This is a genomic window from Pseudomonas beijingensis (assembly GCF_030687295.1).
GTDB classification, from domain to species: Bacteria; Pseudomonadota; Gammaproteobacteria; order Pseudomonadales; family Pseudomonadaceae; genus Aquipseudomonas; species Aquipseudomonas beijingensis.
The window spans coordinates 1,144,246-1,166,412 of the sequence record NZ_CP117425.1 but is presented as its reverse complement, the minus strand read 5'-3'; the positions used below and the strand labels follow the sequence as shown (position 1 = coordinate 1,166,412).

Genomic DNA, 22,167 nt, shown 5'->3' with positions numbered 1-22,167 from the left:
CATCGCGGGCAAGCCTTGCTCCCACAAGCTCGCCCCCACAAGAGTTAGGCCTTGCCGCTCAAGTTACAGCGCACCGAACTCGACCCGGATGGTCAACGCGCCGGTGTTATCTTTCAAGCCAGACCCGTATTGCCCGGTCAGGTCATCGTTGATGCACAGTTGCAGCTCCCCTTGCTGGTCGCCCGGAACCTGCGCCAGATCACCCACCAGGAACGGCTTGCCACCATTGCCCACGCGACCGATCAAGGCGCCTTCGGCAGCACCGGGCAAGGCATAGCTGCTGTAGTCGATGTGCCGCGAACCACCCTTTCCATCGACATTGCCGCCCTGCGGACTGGCACACCATCGCCCACTGACGTAGCGAACCAGGCGTGGTACCAACCCGTTGACCTGCACGCCAGTGCCCTGCCAGGCGATGGTGGATTGGACCTGCATCGTCACGGCCCGAAGGTCATTGGCCAGTGTATCCCCGGCCTGGAATGACAACGCGGCGATTGTCAGGCTCGGGTTCGAGGTGCCGGTGCTGGGGAACACGCCGTCACCCACCAGGAACAGATTCTTGTGGTCCCAGCTGCGCTGGTACTTGTCCACCACAGACTTGGTGGGGTCATCGCCCATGCGATAAGTCCCCATCAGGTGGCCAGCCCCTTGGAAGCTGTAGGGCACCTTGTCGTACGTAAAACATCCAGGTCCGATGATGTCCGTCAACTCCTGGGCGCCGAGCAGGTCCTTGATGATGTGCGTGGCCAATATTTTCGCCTGCTGGAAACCCTTCTTGGTGTACTCGGACAGGTTGTAGTGGATTTCTGGCCGGGGGATGCCGAGCCGGTCCGTGTATTCGCGCGAGGGCACGATGTAGCAATCCGCGTGGTCGGGATCGTCCTCGACCTGCTCAACCAGGAAACCGATCCGGAACTGGCGGGTGAAGACGTCGTTGAGCTTTTGCACCAACGCCGTTCCGGATAGCAATTTATTGCTCGGGTTGGCGCCGCCAATGTTCTTACCGTCGATGAAGTCGGCCACCGTGGTGTAGGGGTCACCGGCCGGCCAGTTCCAACCTTCGTTGCCAATCTCGATACGCCACGCCGCACGATCGCTGCGAAAGGCGCCATCGCGCAGACTTTCGATGCCGGCCGTCGACAGTGGTCCCCGGTAGGGAAAAATCGCCTTGCCCTCGGGCATTAACCCCCAGGCCAGGTAAATGGGATGGTCAGCCAGGCTACGCCCCACTTGCCCGCTGCTGTTGGCGACGCCGGAGTGCAGCAGCAGTTTCGGTGTTTCGATGGCATGGGCCGCGATCACATAACGTTGCCCTATTGCCACACCGGTTCCAGTGACAGGCCCGTCTTCCAATTGATATTGCTTGAACTCGATGCCATTGATGTTGCTGTCAGTGCCAACGGTTACTTTGCTGGCCACGGTTCGATAAAGCACTCGGACCTTGCCAGTGCCCAACGCTTTGTTCATGGTCACGGTGGCGTCGTATTTGGCCTGGATCGGGCAGATCGGCGTGCAGTTGGTATTGCCGGCGCATACCCGGCGACCGGCATAAGGTTGGGAGTTACGCCCGGCCGGCGTCGGGCTGACCACCAGCGGCAAGCTATCGAACGTCTGCCCCGTGACAGCCGTGACAAAGCTGCCATCGACCAGCGACAAGGGAATGCTGCGCATCGGGAACGCATACCCCTCGGGAAAGGTCATGCCCAGATAGGCCTGGTCGGCGACGTTGGCCGACACGCCGATTTCCGCTTCCGCCCGGCAGTAGGCGCTTTGCAGATCGTCATAATCAATTGGCCAGTCAACCCCGACGCCATACTTGGACCTCAGGCGAAAATCGTTCGGGACCATGCGCAGGCAGGTTCCGACCCAATGCCATGTCGTGCCGCCACCCACCCGTTCGTAAGTGCTCGTAAAGGGCAGCGGGCCTTTTTGGACCAAGTAGCTGACCGCCGGGTTGTTCCAGTTGCCATTGAGCAGATCGGCGATGGTCGCGCGCGGAGCGTTCAGCTCTGCCGGCCCCTTGAGGTGCGGGTCTAGCGTCGTGCTTGGGGGATAAGGGGACTCAGGGGTTTTCAGCGTCGCGGTATAGAAACGCTCCAGGTACTGGGCACGATTGACCGGTATCTCCGGCCCCGATTCGAGTACCAGCACATCGATCCCGGCCATGCCCAACTGATAGGCAATGATGCTACCGGCCAAACCCGCGCCAACGATCACCACTTCGGCTTGTTCGGTACTCATGACAACGCTCCTTGCTGTCCGTTGGCGGATACGCCGGTCAAATCTTCAAGACTGGGAGGCGTGCTGTTCCAATAACCAAAAAACGATTCGCTGTAGCCCATCGGGTGGGCCTGGGCGATCTTCCAGGCCCAGCTGTAGATGTAGGCCTGATCGGAGACCACCGCCGAATCGCCCTTCTTGAAAGGCGCCATATCCAACGGTTGATACCAGACACCCAACAACCACAGCTTCATGATCGAGCGCGCAGCCAGCACGGTGTCCGGAATCGTCGGTTGCATGTTGAACTTCAGTATCTGCTGGGCGATCTGGTCGGGCGGTACCTGGTCAGCCACCAGCGTGGCGTATTGAGTCAACAGCGTGTTGAGCACCGTGGAAGGGATTCGCGCAGTGATGTAATCGAGAAAAATCGGCGGCAAACCGACCGGGTCGATCTGCGGTGCCAAACGATCCGCCGAAATACCAATCAGGGCCGACGACAGGCCCACGAAATTATCCAGATTGCTGCTCATTGCTTGGCTCCTTGTCCACTGGTGGACTGTGCGCGTTCGAGCAAATAGGTGAAATCCGCGAAGCTGGTGCGCGGTGATTCGGTGACATGGGTCGCCGCATTGCCGTGACACGCCATGCAACTGGAGGACGCCTGGGGCACGGTGCCCTGGATGTAGGTTTCCAGCGTGGCGTTGGCGAGGAACGAGGGGGCGGGACTGCCCAACGGGTTAGCGGCCGATACCTGACAGTTCTTGGGCGGATCTGACGGCCACTGGGTACTGATCAGTTGATAGTTCGCCCAGACACTCTTCGGGTTCACCGTACGCAACAGCGCTTGATAGGTGGTATTGAGGTTTTTGGTGGCGTCGGTCAGCGGCACTTCCCGCACGATCTGTGAAGGTGTCGCCTTGACTGCCGGGTTCCATGGCCGAGGCGGCGGCTGGTTGATGTCGCTTTTGCTCGCCGCGTTGTAGAACAGATAAGGCCCCGTGCGCTGGGCCACAGGCGTGGTTTTTTCCGGCACGTTTTTCACATGCTCGAAGGTTGACCAGACCCATTGCGCCGCGCTGGCGGTCTTATGGACCATGTGCAAGCCCACCAACCCGACGGGCTCGGACACGCATGACTCCGCAACGATTGGCCCATGGCTCGGGTCGTTGTTGCCCGGGGTGTAGACCAGCGCATCGACAGTATGGAAATCCTGGCGGTTGTCGTTGGGGCCCAGGACTTTCCACGACGCCTTCACCATCACCGCGCCGACCTGTTGGGTCTTGGTGGAACCACAACTGAACGCCACGGTGTTGTTCGGATTGGCGGCGAAGAATTTCTGCTGGCCTTCGATGCTGTACAGGCCGTTGTCGACGATCCCGTTGAACATCGATTGGTTGACCACGATTTCATTGCGCGTGTAGATACCGTTCTGGTCCACCAGCGGGCCGCTCTCGAAGGGTTGGATAAACTCATCCAGCACATCGGGCACCTTGCCCATCTGCTGCAAGAGGCGACCGGGCTTGAGCGACTTGCACGCTTCAGGAAGAGTCGCCGGTGCGTTCCAGGGCAACGGCGTCTGGCCCTTGGCCCGGAAAATCTGGTAGCTCTCTTTCCAGCTTTCCCACACGGTGGCGCCGTCCTGCTTACCGATGGGGGTGCCGGTATTTGGATCACCGTTATCCAGCGCCGGCCAGCTCAGGGCAATGAACGTCTGCCATGACAGTTCATCGAAATCGCGCTGAAGGCTGACCAGAGTGGGATGCTCGCCGGTAACCGTGACATCGAAAGGTATCTGCGGCGACAACGAGGGGGTGGCGCTGACGGATGGGCTCAATAAAACGCTTATCAAGGCACAGCCAAACGGGCCGTGCCGACTGACTTCCATTCTCATGCTTTATCTCCTTGGCATCAGGGCGCCAGGAGATAACACCGGTCCGTCATTGGACTCTTACTGCCTCCTGGCAAGTCAGAGTCTAGGTAGGGTTTGAGACGGGAAAAGGTGGTGAAGTAGAACCAATCGAAGCAAGGTCGGGCGGTGTTATTCGGATTCGGGTCGGGGTGTCAGTGAGGGCGCCATCGCGAGCAAGCCCGCTCCCACAGTGGATTGGGGTTGAACCGCAGAGGTTGTGGCAGACACAGATCCACTTGTGGGAGCGGGCTTGCTCGCGAAAGCAATGGACCAGATTGCATCGATGGTGAACGTATCTACGCCTTCGCGAGCAAGCCCGCTCCCACAGTTTTGGGGGTTGCCGACAGACTTGTGATCAACCCATTTCCCCTGTGGGAGCGAGCTTGCTCGCGATGCTTTTGATCTTAAAGGTTTGAGACTTTCTGCCAGACCTTCGGCTTGAAGAACAGCGTCTCGCCCTTCGCCAGGCCCACCAGGCTGTCATGGTCCTTCACCACTTCCGCCTCGATCAGCTCGCTCTGGCCTTCCACCTTCAGGGTCACCCGGGTGGTGGCGCCGAGCGGGCGAATGTCGCGTACTTCGGCGGCGTGGTGGTCTTCCAGCTCCGAGCGCGACAGCGACACTTCGTGAGGGCGGAACAGCACATGCCGGTCCTCACCCAAGTGCAGGCGGTTCGAGTCACCGAGGAAGTGGTACACAAAATCGCTGGCCGGGTTTTCGTAGACATCTCCCGGCGAGCCGATCTGCTCGATCACGCCCTTGTTCATCACCACGATCCGGTCGGCGACTTCCATGGCCTCCTCCTGGTCGTGGGTCACGAACACCGAGGTCAGGTTGATGTCCTCGTGCAGCCGCGCCAGCCAACGGCGCAATTCCTTGCGAACCTTGGCGTCGAGGGCGCCGAAGGGTTCATCCAGCAACAACACCTTGGGCTCCACCGCCAAGGCGCGGGCCAGGGCTATACGCTGGCGCTGGCCGCCGGACAACTGCTCCGGGTAACGGTCGGCGAGCCAATCCAGTTGCACCATGTTCAGCAGTTCGTGGACCTTGGTCGCGATCTGGCTTTCGTTCGGGCGCTGATTCTTCGGCTTCATGCGCAAGCCAAAGGCGACGTTGTCGAACACCGTCATGTGGCGGAACAAGGCGTAGTGCTGGAACACGAAACCGACGTTGCGATCCCGCACGTCGTGGCCGGACACATCCTCGCCGTGGAACACGATGCTGCCCTGGTCCGGGGTTTCGAGGCCGGCGATGATCCGCAGCAAGGTGGTCTTGCCACAACCCGACGGGCCGAGCAGCGCCACCAGCTCGCCGCTCTGGATGTCCAGGCTGATCTCGTCCAGGGCCCTGAAGGCGTTGAAATTCTTGCTGACGTTACGAACTTCGATCGACATGACTTATTCCTCCGCGGCGCTGGCGCGCAGGCGGTTGATTCGGTTTTCGCTCCACTGCTTGAGCAGCAGGATGAAGAGCGCCAGGATCAGCAACAGGCTCGCCACAGCGAACGCGGCCACGTGGTTGTATTCGTTGTAGAGGATCTCGACGTGCAGCGGCAGGGTGTTGGTCACCCCGCGAATGTGCCCGGACACCACCGACACCGCGCCAAACTCGCCCATGGCCCGGGCGGTACACAGCACCACCCCATAGATCAGGCCCCACTTGATGTTCGGCACGGTGACATGCCAGAACATCTGCCAGCCATTGGCGCCCAGCAGGCGCGCGGCCTCTTCTTCCTGGGTGCCTTGTTCCTGCATCAGCGGGATCAACTCACGGGCCACGAACGGCACGGTGACGAAGATGGTCGCCAGGACGATGCCCGGCAGCGCGAACACGATCTGGATGTCGTGATCCGACAGCCACGGCCCGAACAGGCCCTGGGCGCCGAACATCAGCACGTAGACCAGGCCCGCGATCACCGGCGACACCGAGAACGGCAGGTCGATCAGCGTCACCAGCATGCTCTTGCCACGGAATGAATACTTGCTCACGCACCATGCGGCGCTGACACCGAACACCAGGTTCAGCGGCACCGAGATCAGCACGGCGATCACCGTGAGCTTCAGTGCTGACAACGCGTCGGGTTCGAAGATCGCGGTGAAGAACGCCCCCAGCCCGAGCTTCAGGCCCTGGGACACCACGATGAACAGCGGAAACAGCAAAAACAGCGCAAAAATCAGCCAGCCAAGACCGATCAACACGCGCCGCGACGTTGCACTGCCGCGACGGGCGGCGTTGGTGGAGGCTGCGGAAATAGACGATTGGGACATGTTCGCGCCTCCTTATGGGGTTTCGATGCGCCGCTGCAGCAGGTTGATCAGCAGCAACAGGACGAAGGAAACCACCAGCATCAGCACGCCGATGGAGGTGGCGCCGGTGTAGTCGTATTGGTCTAGCTTGACCATGATCAGCAGCGGCAGGATCTCGGTTTTCATCGGCATGTTGCCGGCGATGAAAATCACCGAGCCGTACTCGCCCACGCCACGGGCAAAGGCCAGGGCGAAGCCGGTCAACCAGGCCGGCAACAACGCCGGCACGAGGATGTGGCGGAACACCTGCCACGGCTTGGCACCGAGGCAGGCGGCCGCCTCTTCGACTTCACGGGGAATATCGGCCAGCACCGGCTGCACCGTGCGCACCACGAACGGCAGCGTCACGAAGGTCAGCGCCAGGGTGATGCCCAGCGGCGTGTAGGCGATCTTGAAGCCCAGGTCGGTGGCGAACTGACCAACCAGACCGGTCGGCGCGTACAACGCCGTCAGGGCAATACCGGCCACGGCGGTGGGCAGGGCGAACGGCAGGTCGATCATCGCGTCGATGATCTTGCGGCCGGGGAAGGTGTAGCGCACCAGCACCCAGGCCAGCAGCGTACCGATCACGCCGTTGATGATCGCGGCGTACAGCGCGGTGCCGAAGCTGAGCTTCAAGGCCGCCAGCACCCGCGGCGCCGAGATGATCGCCCAGAACTGCTCCCAGGTGAGTTGGGCGGCATGCACGAACATCGCCGCCAGGGGTATGAGCACAATCAGACTGAGGTACACCAGGGTGTAGCCCAGCGTCAGCCCGAAGCCGGGTATGACGGGGGATATGCGACGCGACATAAAGGTCCTTGGTTAAAAACACTAAACATGGAAGCAAGACTGTGTGGGAGCAAGGCTTGCCCGCGATAGAGGCGACTCGGTTGCTGAACGACCGCATCGCATCCATCGCGGGCAAGCCTTGCTCCCACAAAATCCCCTCACCACAAATTCGGTGTCCGGCTTTAGCTTTGCAACTGTAATCAGCTTATTCAGGCGTGTTTCAGCTTACTGCGCCTGATAGATCTGGTCGAACACGCCGCCATCATTAAAGAACTTCGGCTGCGCGTTTTTCCAGCCACCGAAGTCCTTGTCAATGGTCACCAGTTCCACCTTCGGAAATTGCCGGGCGTACTTGGCGGCCACGTCCTTGTCACGCGGGCGATAGTAGTTTTTCGCGGCGATTTCCTGGCCGGCCGGACTGTACAGGTGCTTGAGGTATGCCTCGGCGATCTCGGCATTACCCTTTTTCTCGGCGTTCTTGTCCACCACCGCCACCGGCGGCTCGGCGAGGATCGACAGCGACGGCACGACGATGTCGAACTTATCGGCGCCACCGTCTTCTTTGAGCGCCAGGAAGGCTTCGTTTTCCCAGGCCAGCAATACGTCGCCCTGACCGTTGTTGACGAAGGTAATGGTCGAGCCACGGGCACCGGTGTCGAGGATCGGCACGTGCTTGAACAACGCCTGCACGTATTCCTTGGCCTTGGCCTCGTCCCCCCCGTTGGCCTTCAGGCCGTAGGCCCAGGCAGCGAGGAAGTTCCAGCGCGCACCGCCGGAGGTCTTCGGGTTCGGGGTGATGACCGACACGTCATTCTTGATCAGATCGCCCCAATCCTTGATGCCCTTGGGATTGCCCTTGCGCACCAGGAACACGATGGTGGACGTGTAAGGCGTGCTCGCGTCCGGCAGGCGTGTTTGCCAGTCCGCTGGCAGCGACTTGCCCAGCTTGGCGATTTCATCGATGTCGCCGGCCAGGGCCAAGGTCACCACGTCGGCCCGCAGACCATCGATCACCGCACGGCCTTGCTTGCCCGAACCACCGTGGGACTGCTGGATCTTCACGCTGTCGTCCGGGTGCGCTTTCTTCCAGAAGCTGACGAATTCGGCGTTGTAATCCTGGTAAAGCTCGCGCGTCGGGTCGTAGGACACGTTGAGCAGCTCGTAATCCTTGGCGACGGCGGAACCTGCAAAAACAGCACTGGCCAGCGCGGCCAGGGCATAACGACGAATGGACGACATGGTGAAAGCTCCTGGAATTCTGGTTTTCTTATGGCTTCTGAAAATTCGTTTGGCTTGTTGAAAAAGATCGCAGCCTTCGACAGCACCTACATCAAGTCCCCCCTGTAGGAGCTGCCGAAGGCTGCGATCTTCTGTTTTTCAAGACGGCTTATGACTGGGTTGTTGCAGCCGGAATTTTTCCTTGCGTTCGATCTGGACCACCTGGGCGTTGTGCACGGTGATTTCCACTGCCCCAAAGCGCAGATCGCGCAACGCGCTCTGGATCTCGCGCAAGATGGTTGCTTCGTCCTGGCCGTCAACGCTACGTAGAGATGCGCTCATGCTGCTGCTCCTTTGAATGAATGCCTGGCAGTGGGCGGCACTGCTTGCGGCGTGGGAGCAATACTAGATAAGCGCAGATATTCTTAAAAAGACTATTTAAGAATTTTTATATAACCAAAATCACGAAACGTAGCCGACGTCCTACGGCAGAGGTAATTGGGGGGCTTTTTCCCTGCCAAACCCTCGGATATTTCCTTCACGACGCAGGGCTGTTCATGAACTAGGCAGCGTTCCCGAGCGCCGCTAACCTCTGTGCGTCATCGCAAAAAACGGTGACACGGACGTGCAAGTCCGGACTGGTACGTAATTGCTTATGGCTATTGACCGAGCATTTTTTTATGCTCGCGTCCGTTATGGCAATTGTGCGTGGGAGACCTTCGGGTCTGCCGGCGGTACCGGACCGGTCTTGCACACCTACGTACAGTTGCCACCTCTTCGAATGCAAGCGAAAGGATGGCGACTCCAACTCTGGTACATAAATATGGTCAAGCATTCACCGAATCCGCCGCAAAGCGGCCACAAATCCCGCGTCCAAGCGCAGGAAGAAAAAAAGCTCGATGACGCCGCCACCCGCGCCCTCGACTACTACCTCAACCCCAAGCCCGCCTCACCGCCCGAACCTGACAAAAACCAACTCTTCATCGTGTCCCCCCACATAGACACCGAAACCCTGCTCGCCAACGCCTCCGAAGACCTGCTCTCCATCAGCACCATCGCCGCCGACCTGGCTGACGACGTGGACGACTCACGCCGCTGCATCGCCCTGGCGATCAGCCGCATGGCCGATGGGGTGCAGTTGTTGGTTGAGCGGGCGTTGGATCATTTGGAAACAAAGGAGGCGGCGGCGCCTGGCACCAAGGGTGTAAAGCATTGCATTGATGCAGGCTGAGCCGGCGCCATCGCGAGCAAGCTCGCTCCACAGGGGAAGTGGGTTGTCGCGGATATAGCAGTCGACACAAAACAACTGTGGGAGCGAGCTTGCTCGCGATGGCGGTGTATCAGGCACTATCGATGCAAGCTGATACGGCCCCATCGCGAGCAAGCTCGCTCCCACAGTTGGATCGGGGTACAGATAGGCCGACTGTAAGGCCGCCTTCGCGAGCAAGCCCGCTCCCACAGGGGGAACGCGGTCTCCCCAAGAACCAGGTCGGCTCTCAGGCCGCCTCGTGGTGGGGTGGACGTTGATCTCAGCGCCCCGTCAACCACGATGGCCGAACGCAGGCATTGTGGAGTGGGCATCCCGGCATGGATGCCGGGATAGCCGCGCTGGGCCATGGATGGCCCTTCGCGGCGGGCCCACGGAGCAATGCCGGAGTGAGGGCACACCGAGCCTAGGGCGAGGTGCCGAGTGGTGGGGCAGGAGCGTTAATGAGATGGTCAGCCCGTGTGGGAGTCCCGGTAAATCTAAACTGACCGGGGCTCTCACTTACCTGAAGGAGACCTCTCATGGAACCCTTGAAGCTAATCGGCCTGGATATCGGGAAACACACCTTCCATCTCGTAGGGCACGACGCCAAAGGCAAGGAAGTCCTACGCAAAAAATTCAATCGTAAGCGGCTACTTGAGTTCGCTGCAAAGCTCGAACCCTGCACCATAGTGATGGAGTCATGCGGCGGTTCACACTGGCTCGCAAGGAAGCTCAGATCCTTCGGCCATCAAGTGAAATTGATTGCCCCGCAGCATGTGAAACCCTACGTCAGAGGCAATAAAAACGACTACATCGACGCTGAGGCCATCTGCGAAGCTGCCTCCCGTCCCAGGACACACTACGTTGCCATCAAGACTGTTGAGCAACAGCTTCTATCGACGCAACATCGTCTTCGCGAAGCCTTAATCGTCCAGAGGACTCAAACAATCAATCGCATTCACGGGTTCTTGCTTGAGTTCGGAATTGAGTTACCTGCGACAAAAGCTGCGATGAATCAGATTCATCAAATTTTGGACGACCCGGCCGCAGACTTGCCGCAACAGTTGAAGGACTTCATTGAGCATTTGGCAGAAGAGACCAAACGGCTCACCGACGAAATCAAGGCGGTTGATCGTACGATTAAAGAGCAGGTGGGTGCTGATGACGCGGGAACCCGGCTGATGAGCATCCCCGGCATCGGCCCAATCATCGCTAGTGCGCTGCTGGCCGACATCGGGGACGCTTCCAATTTTCGCTCAGCGCGAGACTTCGCCGCTTCATTGGGCCTGGTGCCGAGGCAGTATTCAACGGGTGATCAACAGTCCTTTTGAACATCAGTAAGCGAGGTGATAAATACCTTCGAAAGCTGATGGTTCAAGGCTCTCGGGCGGTCCTGGTGCGCATCGACAAGCGCAATGATGCTCTGGGAAGTTGGTGCAGGGACTTGCTGACACGAAAACATCCAAACAAGGTCGCCTGCGCCCTAGCCAATAAGTTGGCAAGAATCGTGTGGGCCGTTTTAGTTCACGGAGGAAGCTACAACACCCAGTCCAGGGCTTGACCGAAACCCACACTACCGGCTTTTGCGACGACAGCGATGATGACGATAAACAGCTCAAATCCTGCCTGAGAACCTGGTAAGCAAAACAGCTTTCGAAGCTGAAGCGTTTTTCAAGGACAGGCAGGAGCGACTACTCATCAAGGGCCAGGCGGCAAATTGCCGACTAGGAGCCCGGATACATTAGTGCAAGCATGCTTTACCGCTCATCGCCCGTGGTTGCAGGAGATGGGCTGACCATACATTTGGTTACTTTTGACTGGGCCGGCTTCCGGGCTCTTCAAAAGTGACCCGCCGTAAGGGCCATCCCTTTCAAGGTCTTAGGTAAAATCCCCTGAAGTTTCTATCAGGGATACCCGAACGATGTGGGCCGATGTTCTGGAGCGTTTCGAGAAAAAAGCACCTGCCAGCGTTATGGCCAAATTGGCGCTGGAGCACGCTATTGCTCCTGAGTGGGTCGATCAGGTTTTCGAAGAACATCGGCAACGGCAGTATTCTCGTGAGCTACTGTTCTCGACCATCATCAAGCTGATGTCCCTTGTTTCATTGGGTTTGAAGCCATCCCTGCACGCCGCGGCGCGGCAACTGGAAGATCTTCCTGTCAGCCTGGCGGCCCTCTACGACAAGATCAGTCGTACCGAGCCAGCTTTGTTGCGCGCCCTGGTCACGGGCTGTGCGCAGCGCCTGGCTCCAACCATCAAGGAGTTGGGTTGCACGACGATGTTGCCGGGTTGGCAGGTTCGGGTGGTGGACGGTAATCACTTGGCATCCACTGAGAAACGACTGGGGGCTTTACGCCACGAGCGCGGCGCCGCTCGGCCCGGGTTTTCGGTGGTTGTCTACGACCCCGACCTGGATCAAGTCATCGACCTGCAGGCATGTGAAGATGCCTACGCAAGCGAGCGTGTTTGCGTGCTGCCTCTCTTGGCGGATGCCGAGCCGGGCCAGGTGTGGCTGGCTGATCGACTCTATTGCACGCTCCCGGTCATGGAGGCTTGCGAACAGGTCAAAACCTCCTTTGTCATTCGTCAACAAGCCAAGCATCCACGCTTGATTCAAGAGGGGCATTGGCAAGAACCCGTGCCTGTGGACGCGGGCACTGTGCGTGAGCAGATCATTCAGGTCAGAGGCGGTTATCAGTGTCGGCGTGTCGAACTGACGCTTCATTCGCCAACAGACTCGGGTGACAGCAGCTTGATGTTCTGGAGCAACCTGCCTGAAAGCGTCAGCGCGCAGCAGATCGCGGAACTCTATCGCCGCCGCTGGAGCATTGAAGGCATGTTCCAGCGACTGGAAACAATCCTGGAGAGTGAAATCGAAACCCTTGGTAGCCCAAAGGCTGCGTTGCTCGGGTTCGCTACTGCGGTGTTGGCCTACAACGTCCTGCCGTACTCAAACGAAGCGTCGAGCAAGCCCAGCAGGCTTCCCAGCCTGACGGCTGGAAGCCTCAACCTATCCTTGGCGGTTCAGGTCCAGGGTTATGAAGGCCTGCAAATTGCGCTGCCCTCGGAATGTCTTCCCGTCATACCTCTGGAAAACTGGCCCAGCGCTGTTGGAACTGGCCAGAAACATCCAACCAAAACAAGTTGCGAAAAATCCCGGGGCCCCAAGGTGCCTAAACCCAAAACATGGGTGCAAGGCACTGCGGATGCACATGTTTCAACGGACCGGGTAATCAAGGCCGCCAAAACGAAAAGACCTTGAAAGGGATGGCCGTAAGGGCGGAACCCTAAGCCGCCGTTACCGCAGCAACGGATATGTACTCGACCAACACCAATACCACGGACGATCAAGCAATAACCGGCGCCCGATCCCAATCCAACTGCGCCGCCACCATCGGCCGGCCAAACCAGTAACCCTGCCCCAACTCACACGCCAGTCCAAGCAAAAACACCGCCTGCTCACGCTGCTCGATGCCCTCGGCGTGCACCTGCATACCCATGCTGTGGGCCAAGGCAATGATCACCCGGACGATCGCCGCATCATCCTCATCCCACGGCAACCCCGCGACAAAACCCTGATCGATCTTCAGCTTCTGCACCGGCAAACGCTTAAGCCGCAGCAACGACGAATAACCCGTGCCGAAATCGTCGATGGCCAGGCGCACGCCCAACTCCCGCAGGCGATGCATCTGCTCCAGCGCCACCTCCGGGTCTTCCATCACCGCGCTTTCCGTCACTTCCAATTCCAGGCAGGCCGGATCCAGGCCCGTGTCGTGCAACACCTGCGCGACCTGCTCATACAACTCACGATGGGCAAACAGCCGACTCGAGACGTTGACCGCGACGAACGCCAACGCCACGCCCGCCTGCTGCCACCGACACATCTGCCGGCAGGCCTGGTCCATAACCCAGGCATCGATCTGGGCAATCAGACCGGTTCGCTCGGCGATGGGAATGAACTCGGCCGGCGACACCAGCCCCCGCGTGGGATGCTCCCAGCGCACCAGCGCCTCGACACCGACCAGACGGCTACTCGCCAAGTCGTGTACCGGTTGGTAATGAACGCGCAACTCCTGCTGCTGCAGTGCGCGACGCAGCTCGAAGGCAATCTCGACCCGTTGCTGCGCGTGGGCAGTGAGCTCTTCGGTGTACAAGGCGTAGCCATCGCGTCCGGCGCTCTTGGCCTTGAACAGCGCCGAGTCGGCATTGCGCAACAGTTGCCCGGCGTTCAGGGCATCGCCGGGAAACAGGCTGATGCCGATGCTGGCGTTGATGAACAACGCGTGCTCATCGAACCGCAGCGGTTCTTTCAAGGCGTCGAGGATGCGCCGGGCCAACGCCGCGGCCTGATCGGGCTGGGAGCAGTTTTCCACCAGCAGCGCAAATTCGTCGCCCCCCAGCCGCGCCAGGGTCACGCCCGGCGCAAACAGCCCGCGAAATCGCTCGGCCACGCCTTTGAGCAACTCATCGCCCACATTGTGGCCCAGGCTGTCATTGATGTTCTTGAAGTGATCCAGGTCCACCAGCAACAGCGCACAGCCACGCTTGTGCAACTGCGACGACGTCAGGGCCTGCTCGGTACGGTCGGAAAACAGCAGGCGGTTGGGCAAGCCTGTCAGCGGATCGTGGTGGGCCAGGTACGCCAGCTCATGCTCGGAATCCTTGAGGGCGCTGATGTCAGAAAACACCGCCACATAATGGCTGATCCGGCCGTTTTCGTCGCGAATGACGCGGATCGTCTGCCATTGTGGGTAGATCTCACCACTTTTACGCCGATTCCAGATTTCACCACTCCACTCGCCCAGGTTGTCCAGCGCGGCAAACATGTCGCGATAGAAATCCGGCCCATGGCGACCAGACTTGAACAGGTTGGGGCGCTGGCCCAGTACTTCGTCCCGGGCATAACCGGTGATCGCCATGAAGGCCCGATTCACATGCACGATCAGGCCGTTGTGGTCCGTCACCAACACCCCTTCGCGGGTGCAATCGAAGACGGCGGCGGCCTGGCGCAGGCGCTCGCGATCGGCGCCGTGCTCGCCCTTGGCGAAAAACCGCGAGATCCGTGCCCGGGCCAGGAAGATCAGCCCGGCGCTGAGCAGGATCCAGGCATAACCATTGATCAGGAGCCAGCGCTGCCTGTCGGCGAATTGATCGAAGAAACTGCTCAATAAATAACCAATCAGCTGCAGCCAGACGACTGACAACACGAGGTAAAGCAGCGCTACGCGCATGGCACTGCGTTGATAGGCAGGCATTCGGCCATCCATGTCCTTACAAAGAGGTGGATTATAGAGGAAGAAACATTCAGCCACTCTTATCTGAAAGGCCGACTGGTTTTATCTGTGGGGCTGGTGATAATGCAACGGCGGTTTCTATCTTTATCGAGGGCCCTACAGCCTATGTGGTACGAAGGTTTTCTTGGCTTGTCGGCCTGGTCACTGGTGGCAGTCACCCTGCTGATGACCCACGTCACGATCATCGCCGTCACGGTCTATCTGCACCGTTATTCGGCGCATCGCTCCCTGGAGCTCAACGCCGGTCTCAAACATTTCTTCCGTTTCTGGCTGTGGCTGACCACGGCGCAGAACACCCGCGAGTGGACCGCCATCCACCGCAAGCACCACGCCAAATGCGAAACCGAGGATGACCCCCACAGCCCGGTCATCAAGGGCTTGTCCACCGTGCTGCGCAAAGGCGCCGAGCTGTATCGCGCCGAGGCGGAAAACCCGGAAACCCTGCGCATCTATGGCAAGAACTGCCCCGACGACTGGATCGAGCGCAACCTCTACAGCCGCTTCCCGCTGCTGGGCGTGGCGATCATGGGCGTCATCGACCTGCTGCTGTTCGGCACCATCGGCATCACCATCTGGGCCATCCAGATGATGTGGATTCCCGTCTGGGCCGCCGGTGTGGTCAATGGCCTGGGCCATGCCGTGGGCTACCGCAACTTCGAATGCCGCGACGCGGCGACCAACCTGGTGCCCTGGGGCATCCTGATCGGCGGCGAAGAACTTCACAACAACCACCACACCTACCCCAACTCGGCCAAGCTGTCGGTGCGCAAGTGGGAATTCGACCTGGGCTGGGCCTGGATCCGGGTGTTCAGTTTCCTGCGCTTGGCCAAGGTCCAGCGGGTTGCACCGATCGCCCACCGGGTCGAAGGCAAGGGCCACCTGGACATGGACACGGCCATGGCGATCCTCAACAACCGCTTCCAGATCATGGCGCAGTACCGCCGGCTGGTCATCGCGCCGCTGGTCAAGCAGGAACTGGAGAAGGTCGATCACTCGGTGCGTCACCAGTTCCACCGGGCCAAACGCCTGCTGTCGCGGGAAACCAGCCTGCTGGACGACCGTCACCACGTGCGTATCCAGAACATGCTCGAACACAGCCACGCACTGAAGGTGATCTACGAGAAACGCCTGGCCTTGCAGCAGATCTGGGTCAAGACAAGCAGCAACGGCCACGACATGCTCGCCGCCATCAAGGAATGGGTCAGCGAAGCCGAGGCCAGCGGCATCCAGTCCCTGCGGGACTTCGCCGACCAGCTCAAGACCTACTCGCTAAGGCCTGCCACGGCCTGACGATGCAACTCCCCCTGTGAAGAAGGGCTTTTGTGGTGAGGGGATTTATCCCCGCTGGGCTGCGCAGCAGCCCTGAAACCTGATGACTCGGTGTATCAAAATCACTTGAATTGACTGTCTTGGAGCTGCTTCGCAGCCCAGCGGGGATAAATCCCCTCGCCACAGGTTCAGCTCCCATAATTCGACTCGCTAAATCCCCCGCCCTTCGTCGCCTGAAAAGGAACTTCGACCCGAATCCCCTATCTCAAAGAGCACTTCGCCATCCTGGCGGGCTTTGGAGAAAAGTGCGTGCAAAACAACAGCAGTGCACGCTCTTTGAGATTTGTGCCGATGGTCGACAAGAACCTACAGGATTACTCCCTACCTCATTGGCCCGAGGCGGCCCAGACGCTCATGGCGCTGATGCATGCCCAGGGCGAAGTGGCGCGCCTGAGCGAACGTGAGCAACTGTTCAGCTCGCTGCTGGTCAGCGTCAATGCCGTGCTATGGGCGTTCAACTGGGAAACCCGGCAAGTGCTGTATGTCAGCCCCGCCTACGAGCGGATCTTCGGCCGCCCCGCCGGCCTGGTCCTGGCTGACTACAACGAATGGCGCGATGCAATCTACCCCGACGACCTGGAGTACGCCGAACGCAGCCTGGCCGAAGTCCTGGTCAAGGGCGCCGTCGAAGATCGTGAATACCGCATCATCGCTGGTGACGGCCAGGTCCGCTGGCTGAGCGACAAGTGCTTCATCAACCGTAAGGCTGAACCTGGGCAACCGGTGATCGTCGTCGGTATCGCCGAGGACATCACCGAAAAGAAGCTGCTGGAAAGTGAGCTGCAGCGGTTGGCGACCACCGATGTGCTGACCCAGAGCAGCAATCGCCGGCATTTTTTCGAATGCGCCCACCGCGAATTCGAGCAAGCGCGGCTACAAGGGACGCCCATGGCGTTCCTGTTGCTGGACATCGATGACTTCAAGGTGATCAACGACACCTACGGCCATCAGGAAGGCGATACCGTGTTGCAGAAGATCGCCGAAAGTGGCCGCTCCGTGCTCCGGCGCGGCGACCTGTTCGGGCGGATCGGCGGCGAAGAGTTCGCGGCGGTGTTCCCCGGTTGCGCCCCCGACATGGCATTGCAGGTGGCCGAGCGGCTGCAACGGGAAATCCAGCGCCTGATGTTCCGTTGTGGCGAGCAGACCTTCGGCATTACCGTCAGCCAGGGCCTGACCAGCATCACGGCCGACGATCAGAGCCTCGACAGCCTGTTCTCCCGGGCCGACGCGGCCATGTACGAGGCCAAGCGCAAGGGCAAGAACCGCATCATCGCGGCTTGAGTGAGTTGTCCCGCCACTGACCCCCTGTGGGAGCAAGGCTTGCCCGCGATAGCAGCGCCTCGGTGTCCACTTGAACCCGAGTTGCCTGCATCGCGAGCAAGCTTTGCTCCCACAAAGCCCGCTCCCACAGGGGTCAGGTGGTGGGGCTACTTGCGGCGCAAGCGCATCAGTTCCGGCAATCCGATCTTCAATAAGCGCGCCGTACGCCCCTGGGCCAGTTCTTCAAGCCCTTCATGCTCGGTCAGGTGGGCCATCTGCGCCGCCATGTTCATCACCAGCGCCTCGCGGGAATAAACCCCACCCCCCAGGCTATAGGCGGCCGCGATCAACTCACGCAACTCCAGCGGCAGACGCCAGCGAGTGCGCAGCGCCGAGCCGAAGCCGGCGCCGTATTGATCGAGGGAATTACCCACTTCCTCCAACTCATCCAGCTCGCCACCCGCCTGCGTCCATTCTTCCAGGCAACGCAGCAGCGCCAGGTCGCCCAGGCGATGCAGCAGCCCCGCGCAGTAACAGCGTTCCGGTTCCAGATCCAGCAGCCGCGCCAGGGTCCGGGCGTACTCGGCGGTGTGCAGCGACAATTCCCAGTAGCGCTTGGCATAGTCCGCCAGATACGGAACGCTGAGGCGGGCGCAGCGCTTGAGGGTCAGGACGAGGATCAGGTTCATGCTCTGCCCCGTGCCGAGCTGGTGCAGCGCCTGGGCCACGGTCTGCACCGGGCCGCCACCCTGATGCTGGGCAGCGCTGTTGGCCGCCGCAATCAGCACGCCAGTAATTTGCGGGTCGGTGCGGATCTCTTCTTCCAGCAGTTTCAGATCCAGGCCAGTGGGGTTGAGGCAACGCTTGACCGCCACCTGCACATCGGTCATCAGCGGCGCGCCTTCGGACAGATCCCGTCGCCGTTCCAGAAAGGCTACCAAGGTCTGCCCCGGCCCCGGAACCGGCACGTCGCCGGAGCTGTCTTCAGCGCCACTCAACAGCAACCCTTGCAAACGCTGGGTCAGGCTTTCCCGGTTCAAAGGCTTGGTCAAATACGCCGTCGGCGCCAGGGGCACGACCTCACGCACACTGGCGCTGTCATTACGCCGGCTCATCAGAATGAACGGTAACGGCGCAGCTCGATGCTGTTGGCGAAGGCCACGCAGGATAGTCAGGCCATCAACACCCGGCAGCTCCCAATCGGCGATGACCAGGTCGTACGAATTATGTGCCAGCAAATCCTGGGCCTGCTGCCCGTCGCCGCAGGTGTCCACTCGGGCATCGCAGCGCACGCCCGACAGCACTTGCTCAAGCAGCTCCCGGGACGCCGGGTCAGCCTCGGCGATCAACACACGCGGTACGGCGGGTAAAACCACAGCAGTCATGCAACATCGCTCCCTTGCTATACATGCACCTTAGACAATGAAGGCCGTTCCAGACAGCTCAAACCTGCGGGATATGCCCGCGGCCATGAAAAAACCCGCCGAAGCGGGTTTTTTGTGAATCAGTGCACAATCAGAGTTCGTAAATCAGAGCTCGGAGAAGCACTCTTCGATGATCGCCAGGCCTTTGTCCAGTTGCTCGTCTGGCGAGGTCAGCGGCACCAGTACCCGCAGAACGTTGCCATAAGTACCGCAGGACAGCAGGATCAGGCCCTTGTCCCGCGCCTTGGCCACCACCTGGGCCACTGCCGCGGCGTTCGGCTTGTGGGTGTCGCCGTTTTCGAACAGTTCCACGGCGATCATCGCGCCCAAGGCACGTACTTCACCAATGACCGGGTACTTTCTCTGGATCGCCTTGAGGCCAGTCACCAGACGCTCGCCCACAGCCTTGCAGCGGTCCAGCAGGTGCTCTTCTTCGAACACGTCCATCACCGCCAGCGCCGCCGCACAGGCGATCGGGCTACCGGCATAAGTGCCGCCCAGGCCGCCTGGGGCGATGGCATCCATGTACTCGGCCTTGCCACACACACCAGCCAACGGGAAGCCGCCAGCGATGGATTTGGCGAAGGTGGTCAGGTCGGCGGCAACGCCCATCTGCTCCATGGCAAAGAAGGTGCCGGTACGACCGGCGCCGGTCTGCACTTCGTCAGCGATCAGCAGGATGCCGTGCTGGTCGCACAGGGCGCGTAGGCGCTCCATGAAGGCCTTGGGTGCTACGTAGAAACCACCCTCACCCTGTACCGGCTCGATGATAATTGCGGCGATGTCACGGGGTTCGGCGTCGTTCTTGAAGATGCGCTCGATGCTGGCGATGGAATCATCGATGCTCACACCGTGCAGTTCGTTCGGGTACAGCGCGCGAAAGATGCCACCAGGCATCAGGCCCATGCCGGCCGAGTACGGCACGACTTTACCGGTCAGGCCCAGGGTCATCATGGTGCGACCGTGGTAAGCGCCGGTGAAGGCGATCACACCGGCACGGCCCGTGGCGGCGCGGGCGATCTTCACGGCGTTTTCCACCGCTTCCGAACCGGTGGTGACCAGCAGGGTTTTCTTGGCGAAATCACCCGGGACCTTGGCGTTGATTTTTTCGCACAGTTCCACATACGGCTCGTAGGCCAGGACCTGGAAGCAGGTGTGGGTCAGCTTGTTCAGCTGTGCGGTCACGGCAGCGATGATTTTCGGGTGCACGTGGCCGGTGTTCAGCACGGCGATACCGCCGGCGAAGTCGATGAACTCACGACCTTCGACGTCGGTTACCGTGGCGTTCTTCGCCGACTCGGCAAAGATCGGGTGAATCTGGCCGACGCCACGGGGAACAGCGGCGGTACGGCGGGCCATCAAGTCAGCGTTAGTCTTGCTCATTACAGTCCTCATTCGCCGCTCATCGGTCGGCGTGGTTCAAGGATTACACGGCGAGAAGTCAGCGGCGGCAGCATGCGATGATCGACTGCCACGGCGTTCCCGGCCGCAAAGAAAATACAATTTGAAACCACGCAAAGGGACAGCGCTCTCGTGCCCTTTGCGCTTGAAGCGGATCAGATACCCAGGCAGAGGTATTTGATTTCCAGGTAGTCCTCGATGCCGTACTTGGAGCCTTCACGGCCCAGGCCCGAGGCCTTGATGCCGCCGAACGGCGCGACTTCGTTGGAGATCAAACCGGTGTTGACGCCGACCATGCCATATTCCAGGGCTTCGGCCACACGGAACACACGGCCCAGGTCGCGGGCATAGAAGTACGAAGCCAGGCCGAACTCGGTGTCGTTGGACATCGCGATCACTTCGGCTTCGTCTTTGAAGCGGAACAGCGGCGCCAGCGGGCCGAAGGTTTCTTCCTTCGCCACGGCGGCGTTTTTCGGTACGTTGGTCAGGATGGTCGGCTCGAAGAAGTTGCCTTTCCATCGCCTTGCCGCCCGACAGCACGGTCGCGCCTTTGCTGACCGCATCGGCGATGTGTTCCTGGACCTTGGCGACCGCCTTGCCGTCGATCAACGGACCGGTGGTGGTGCCATCGTCCAGACCGTTGCCGATCTTGAGCTTGGCCACCGCCACTTTCAGTTTTCTCGGCGAATGCGTCGTACACCGAGTCCTGGATGTACAGGCGGTTGGCACAGACGCAGGTCTGGCCGTTGTTGCGGTATTTGGAGATGATCGCGCCTTCGACGGCCTTATCCAGGTCCGCGTCGTCGAACACGATGAACGGCGCGTTGCCGCCCAGTTCCAGGGAGACTTTCTTGATGTCCTTGGCACATTCGGCCATCAACTGACGGCCAATTTCGGTCGAGCCGGTGAAGGACAACTTGCGCACGATCGGGTTGCTGGTCAGCTCGCCACCAATGTCGCCAGCGCTACCGGTGACCACGCTCAGCACGCCTTGCGGGATGCCGGCACGGTGCGCCAGTTCCACCAGGGCCAGGGCCGAGAACGGGGTTTGCGAAGCCGGCTTGATAACCATGGTGCAACCGGCAGCCAGCGCCGGGCCGGCCTTGCGGGTGATCATCGCGGCCGGGAAGTTCCACGGAGTAATGGCCGCGGTCACGCCGATCGGCTGCTTGATCACGATCAGGCGCTTGTCGGGCTGGTGGCCGGGAATCACATCGCCGTAGATGCGCTTGGCTTCCTCGGCGAACCATTCGATGAACGAGGCGGCGTAGACGATTTCGCCCTTGGCTTCGGCCAGCGGCTTGCCTTGTTCCATCGTCATCAGGCGACCGAGGTCGTCCTGGTTTTCGATCAGCAATTCGTACCAGCGGCGCAGCTTGTTGGCGCGCTCCTTGGCGGTCAGCGCACGCCAGGCCGGCAGCGCCTTGTCGGCGGCTTCGATCGCACGACGGGTTTCGGCAGCGCCCATCTTCGGCACAGTGCCCAACACTTCGCCCGTCGCCGGGTTGGTGACCTTGATCGTCTGACCATTGTCCGCATCGACCCAAGCGCCATCGATAAAGGCTTGCTGGCGGAACAACTGGGTGTCTTTAAGCTGCATGTCGGCTTTCCTTAACAGCACCGCGCGCACGCGGAGCGAATTAGATTTGTAGAAAGGCGCCTCGGGGGCTGCCGTCAGGGAAATCATTCACCGGGCTGAAGCACAGAAATAACGCACATAAGCACAGACGTGCGGTTCAGCACCCAGACAAGAGCGTTTGAAATCTCAAACGAATCCTAGGGCCGA

Annotated in this window: 14 protein-coding genes and 3 pseudogenes; 5 read left to right on the top strand and 12 right to left on the bottom strand. The window is 60.2% G+C overall.

The window, feature by feature from the left end; genetic code table 11:
- Positions 1-63: 63 nt before the first annotated feature.
- The 8 genes from PSH84_RS05525 to oscA form a co-directional block, all read right to left on the bottom strand.
- Positions 64-2,241 (bottom strand): GMC family oxidoreductase, encoded by a 2,178-nt coding sequence (locus PSH84_RS05525; protein WP_122566735.1) that lies wholly within the window; start codon positions 2,239-2,241, stop codon positions 64-66.
- Positions 2,238-2,750, bottom strand: coding sequence for a sorbitol dehydrogenase (locus PSH84_RS05520; RefSeq protein ID WP_305469117.1), 513 nt, complete (start codon positions 2,748-2,750; stop codon positions 2,238-2,240). The genes PSH84_RS05525 and PSH84_RS05520 overlap by 4 nt, the downstream gene beginning before the upstream one ends.
- Positions 2,747-4,111, bottom strand: coding sequence for a cytochrome C (locus PSH84_RS05515; protein WP_122566737.1), 1,365 nt, complete (start codon positions 4,109-4,111; stop codon positions 2,747-2,749). Before PSH84_RS05515 ends, PSH84_RS05520 begins: the two co-directional genes overlap by 4 nt.
- A gap of 422 nt (positions 4,112-4,533) precedes the next feature.
- Entirely contained in the window at positions 4,534-5,523 is a 990-nt protein-coding gene (locus PSH84_RS05510; protein WP_092204966.1) for a sulfate/molybdate ABC transporter ATP-binding protein, read from the bottom strand.
- Between the two features lie 3 nt (positions 5,524-5,526).
- The gene (gene cysW, locus PSH84_RS05505; protein WP_305469115.1) at positions 5,527-6,396 is read right to left on the bottom strand and encodes a sulfate ABC transporter permease subunit CysW; all 870 of its coding nucleotides are present in this window, start codon (positions 6,394-6,396) and stop codon (positions 5,527-5,529) included.
- 12 nt (positions 6,397-6,408) lie between these two features.
- Positions 6,409-7,227 (bottom strand): sulfate ABC transporter permease subunit CysT, encoded by an 819-nt coding sequence (cysT, locus tag PSH84_RS05500; RefSeq protein ID WP_013692011.1) that lies wholly within the window; start codon positions 7,225-7,227, stop codon positions 6,409-6,411.
- A gap of 204 nt (positions 7,228-7,431) precedes the next feature.
- The gene (locus tag PSH84_RS05495; protein WP_305469113.1) at positions 7,432-8,445 is read right to left on the bottom strand and encodes a sulfate ABC transporter substrate-binding protein; all 1,014 of its coding nucleotides are present in this window, start codon (positions 8,443-8,445) and stop codon (positions 7,432-7,434) included.
- A 138-nt stretch (positions 8,446-8,583) separates the two neighbouring features.
- Positions 8,584-8,766 (bottom strand): sulfur starvation response protein OscA, encoded by a 183-nt coding sequence (gene oscA, locus PSH84_RS05490; protein WP_003186967.1) that lies wholly within the window; start codon positions 8,764-8,766, stop codon positions 8,584-8,586.
- 481 nt (positions 8,767-9,247) lie between these two features.
- Here oscA and PSH84_RS05485 point away from each other — a divergent pair, with 481 nt between their 5' ends.
- From PSH84_RS05485 to PSH84_RS05475, 3 genes and pseudogenes are all read left to right on the top strand, one after another.
- Positions 9,248-9,655, top strand: coding sequence for a DUF6124 family protein (locus PSH84_RS05485; RefSeq protein ID WP_305482384.1), 408 nt, complete (start codon positions 9,248-9,250; stop codon positions 9,653-9,655).
- Positions 9,656-10,212: 557 nt separating this feature from the next.
- A pseudogene (locus tag PSH84_RS05480) lies at positions 10,213-11,234 on the top strand (IS110 family RNA-guided transposase).
- 411 nt (positions 11,235-11,645) lie between these two features.
- Positions 11,646-12,935 (top strand): annotated as a pseudogene (locus PSH84_RS05475) (IS4 family transposase).
- An 85-nt stretch (positions 12,936-13,020) separates the two neighbouring features.
- Here the strand turns inward: PSH84_RS05475 and dibA are convergent.
- Complete coding sequence (dibA, locus tag PSH84_RS05470; protein WP_305469109.1) at positions 13,021-14,928, bottom strand: phosphodiesterase DibA; 1,908 nt, start codon at positions 14,926-14,928, stop codon at positions 13,021-13,023.
- Between the two features lie 144 nt (positions 14,929-15,072).
- Here dibA and desA point away from each other — a divergent pair, with 144 nt between their 5' ends.
- Both desA and PSH84_RS05460 read left to right on the top strand, forming a co-directional pair.
- Entirely contained in the window at positions 15,073-16,257 is a 1,185-nt protein-coding gene (gene desA, locus PSH84_RS05465) for a delta-9 fatty acid desaturase DesA (protein WP_122566741.1), read from the top strand.
- A 330-nt stretch (positions 16,258-16,587) separates the two neighbouring features.
- Positions 16,588-17,577, top strand: coding sequence for a GGDEF domain-containing protein (locus PSH84_RS05460; protein ID WP_122566742.1), 990 nt, complete (start codon positions 16,588-16,590; stop codon positions 17,575-17,577).
- 146 nt (positions 17,578-17,723) lie between these two features.
- Here the strand turns inward: PSH84_RS05460 and PSH84_RS05455 are convergent, their stop codons facing one another.
- The 3 genes and pseudogenes from PSH84_RS05455 to gabD all read right to left on the bottom strand — a co-directional run bounded on the left by PSH84_RS05455 (position 17,724) and on the right by gabD (position 21,981).
- Entirely contained in the window at positions 17,724-18,941 is a 1,218-nt protein-coding gene (locus tag PSH84_RS05455; RefSeq protein ID WP_305482383.1) for an HDOD domain-containing protein, read from the bottom strand.
- Positions 18,942-19,085: 144 nt separating this feature from the next.
- The gene (gene gabT / locus PSH84_RS05450) at positions 19,086-20,363 is read right to left on the bottom strand and encodes a 4-aminobutyrate--2-oxoglutarate transaminase (RefSeq protein ID WP_122566744.1); all 1,278 of its coding nucleotides are present in this window, start codon (positions 20,361-20,363) and stop codon (positions 19,086-19,088) included.
- A 173-nt stretch (positions 20,364-20,536) separates the two neighbouring features.
- A pseudogene (gabD, locus tag PSH84_RS05445) lies at positions 20,537-21,981 on the bottom strand (NADP-dependent succinate-semialdehyde dehydrogenase).
- Between the last annotated feature and the right edge of the window lie 186 nt (positions 21,982-22,167).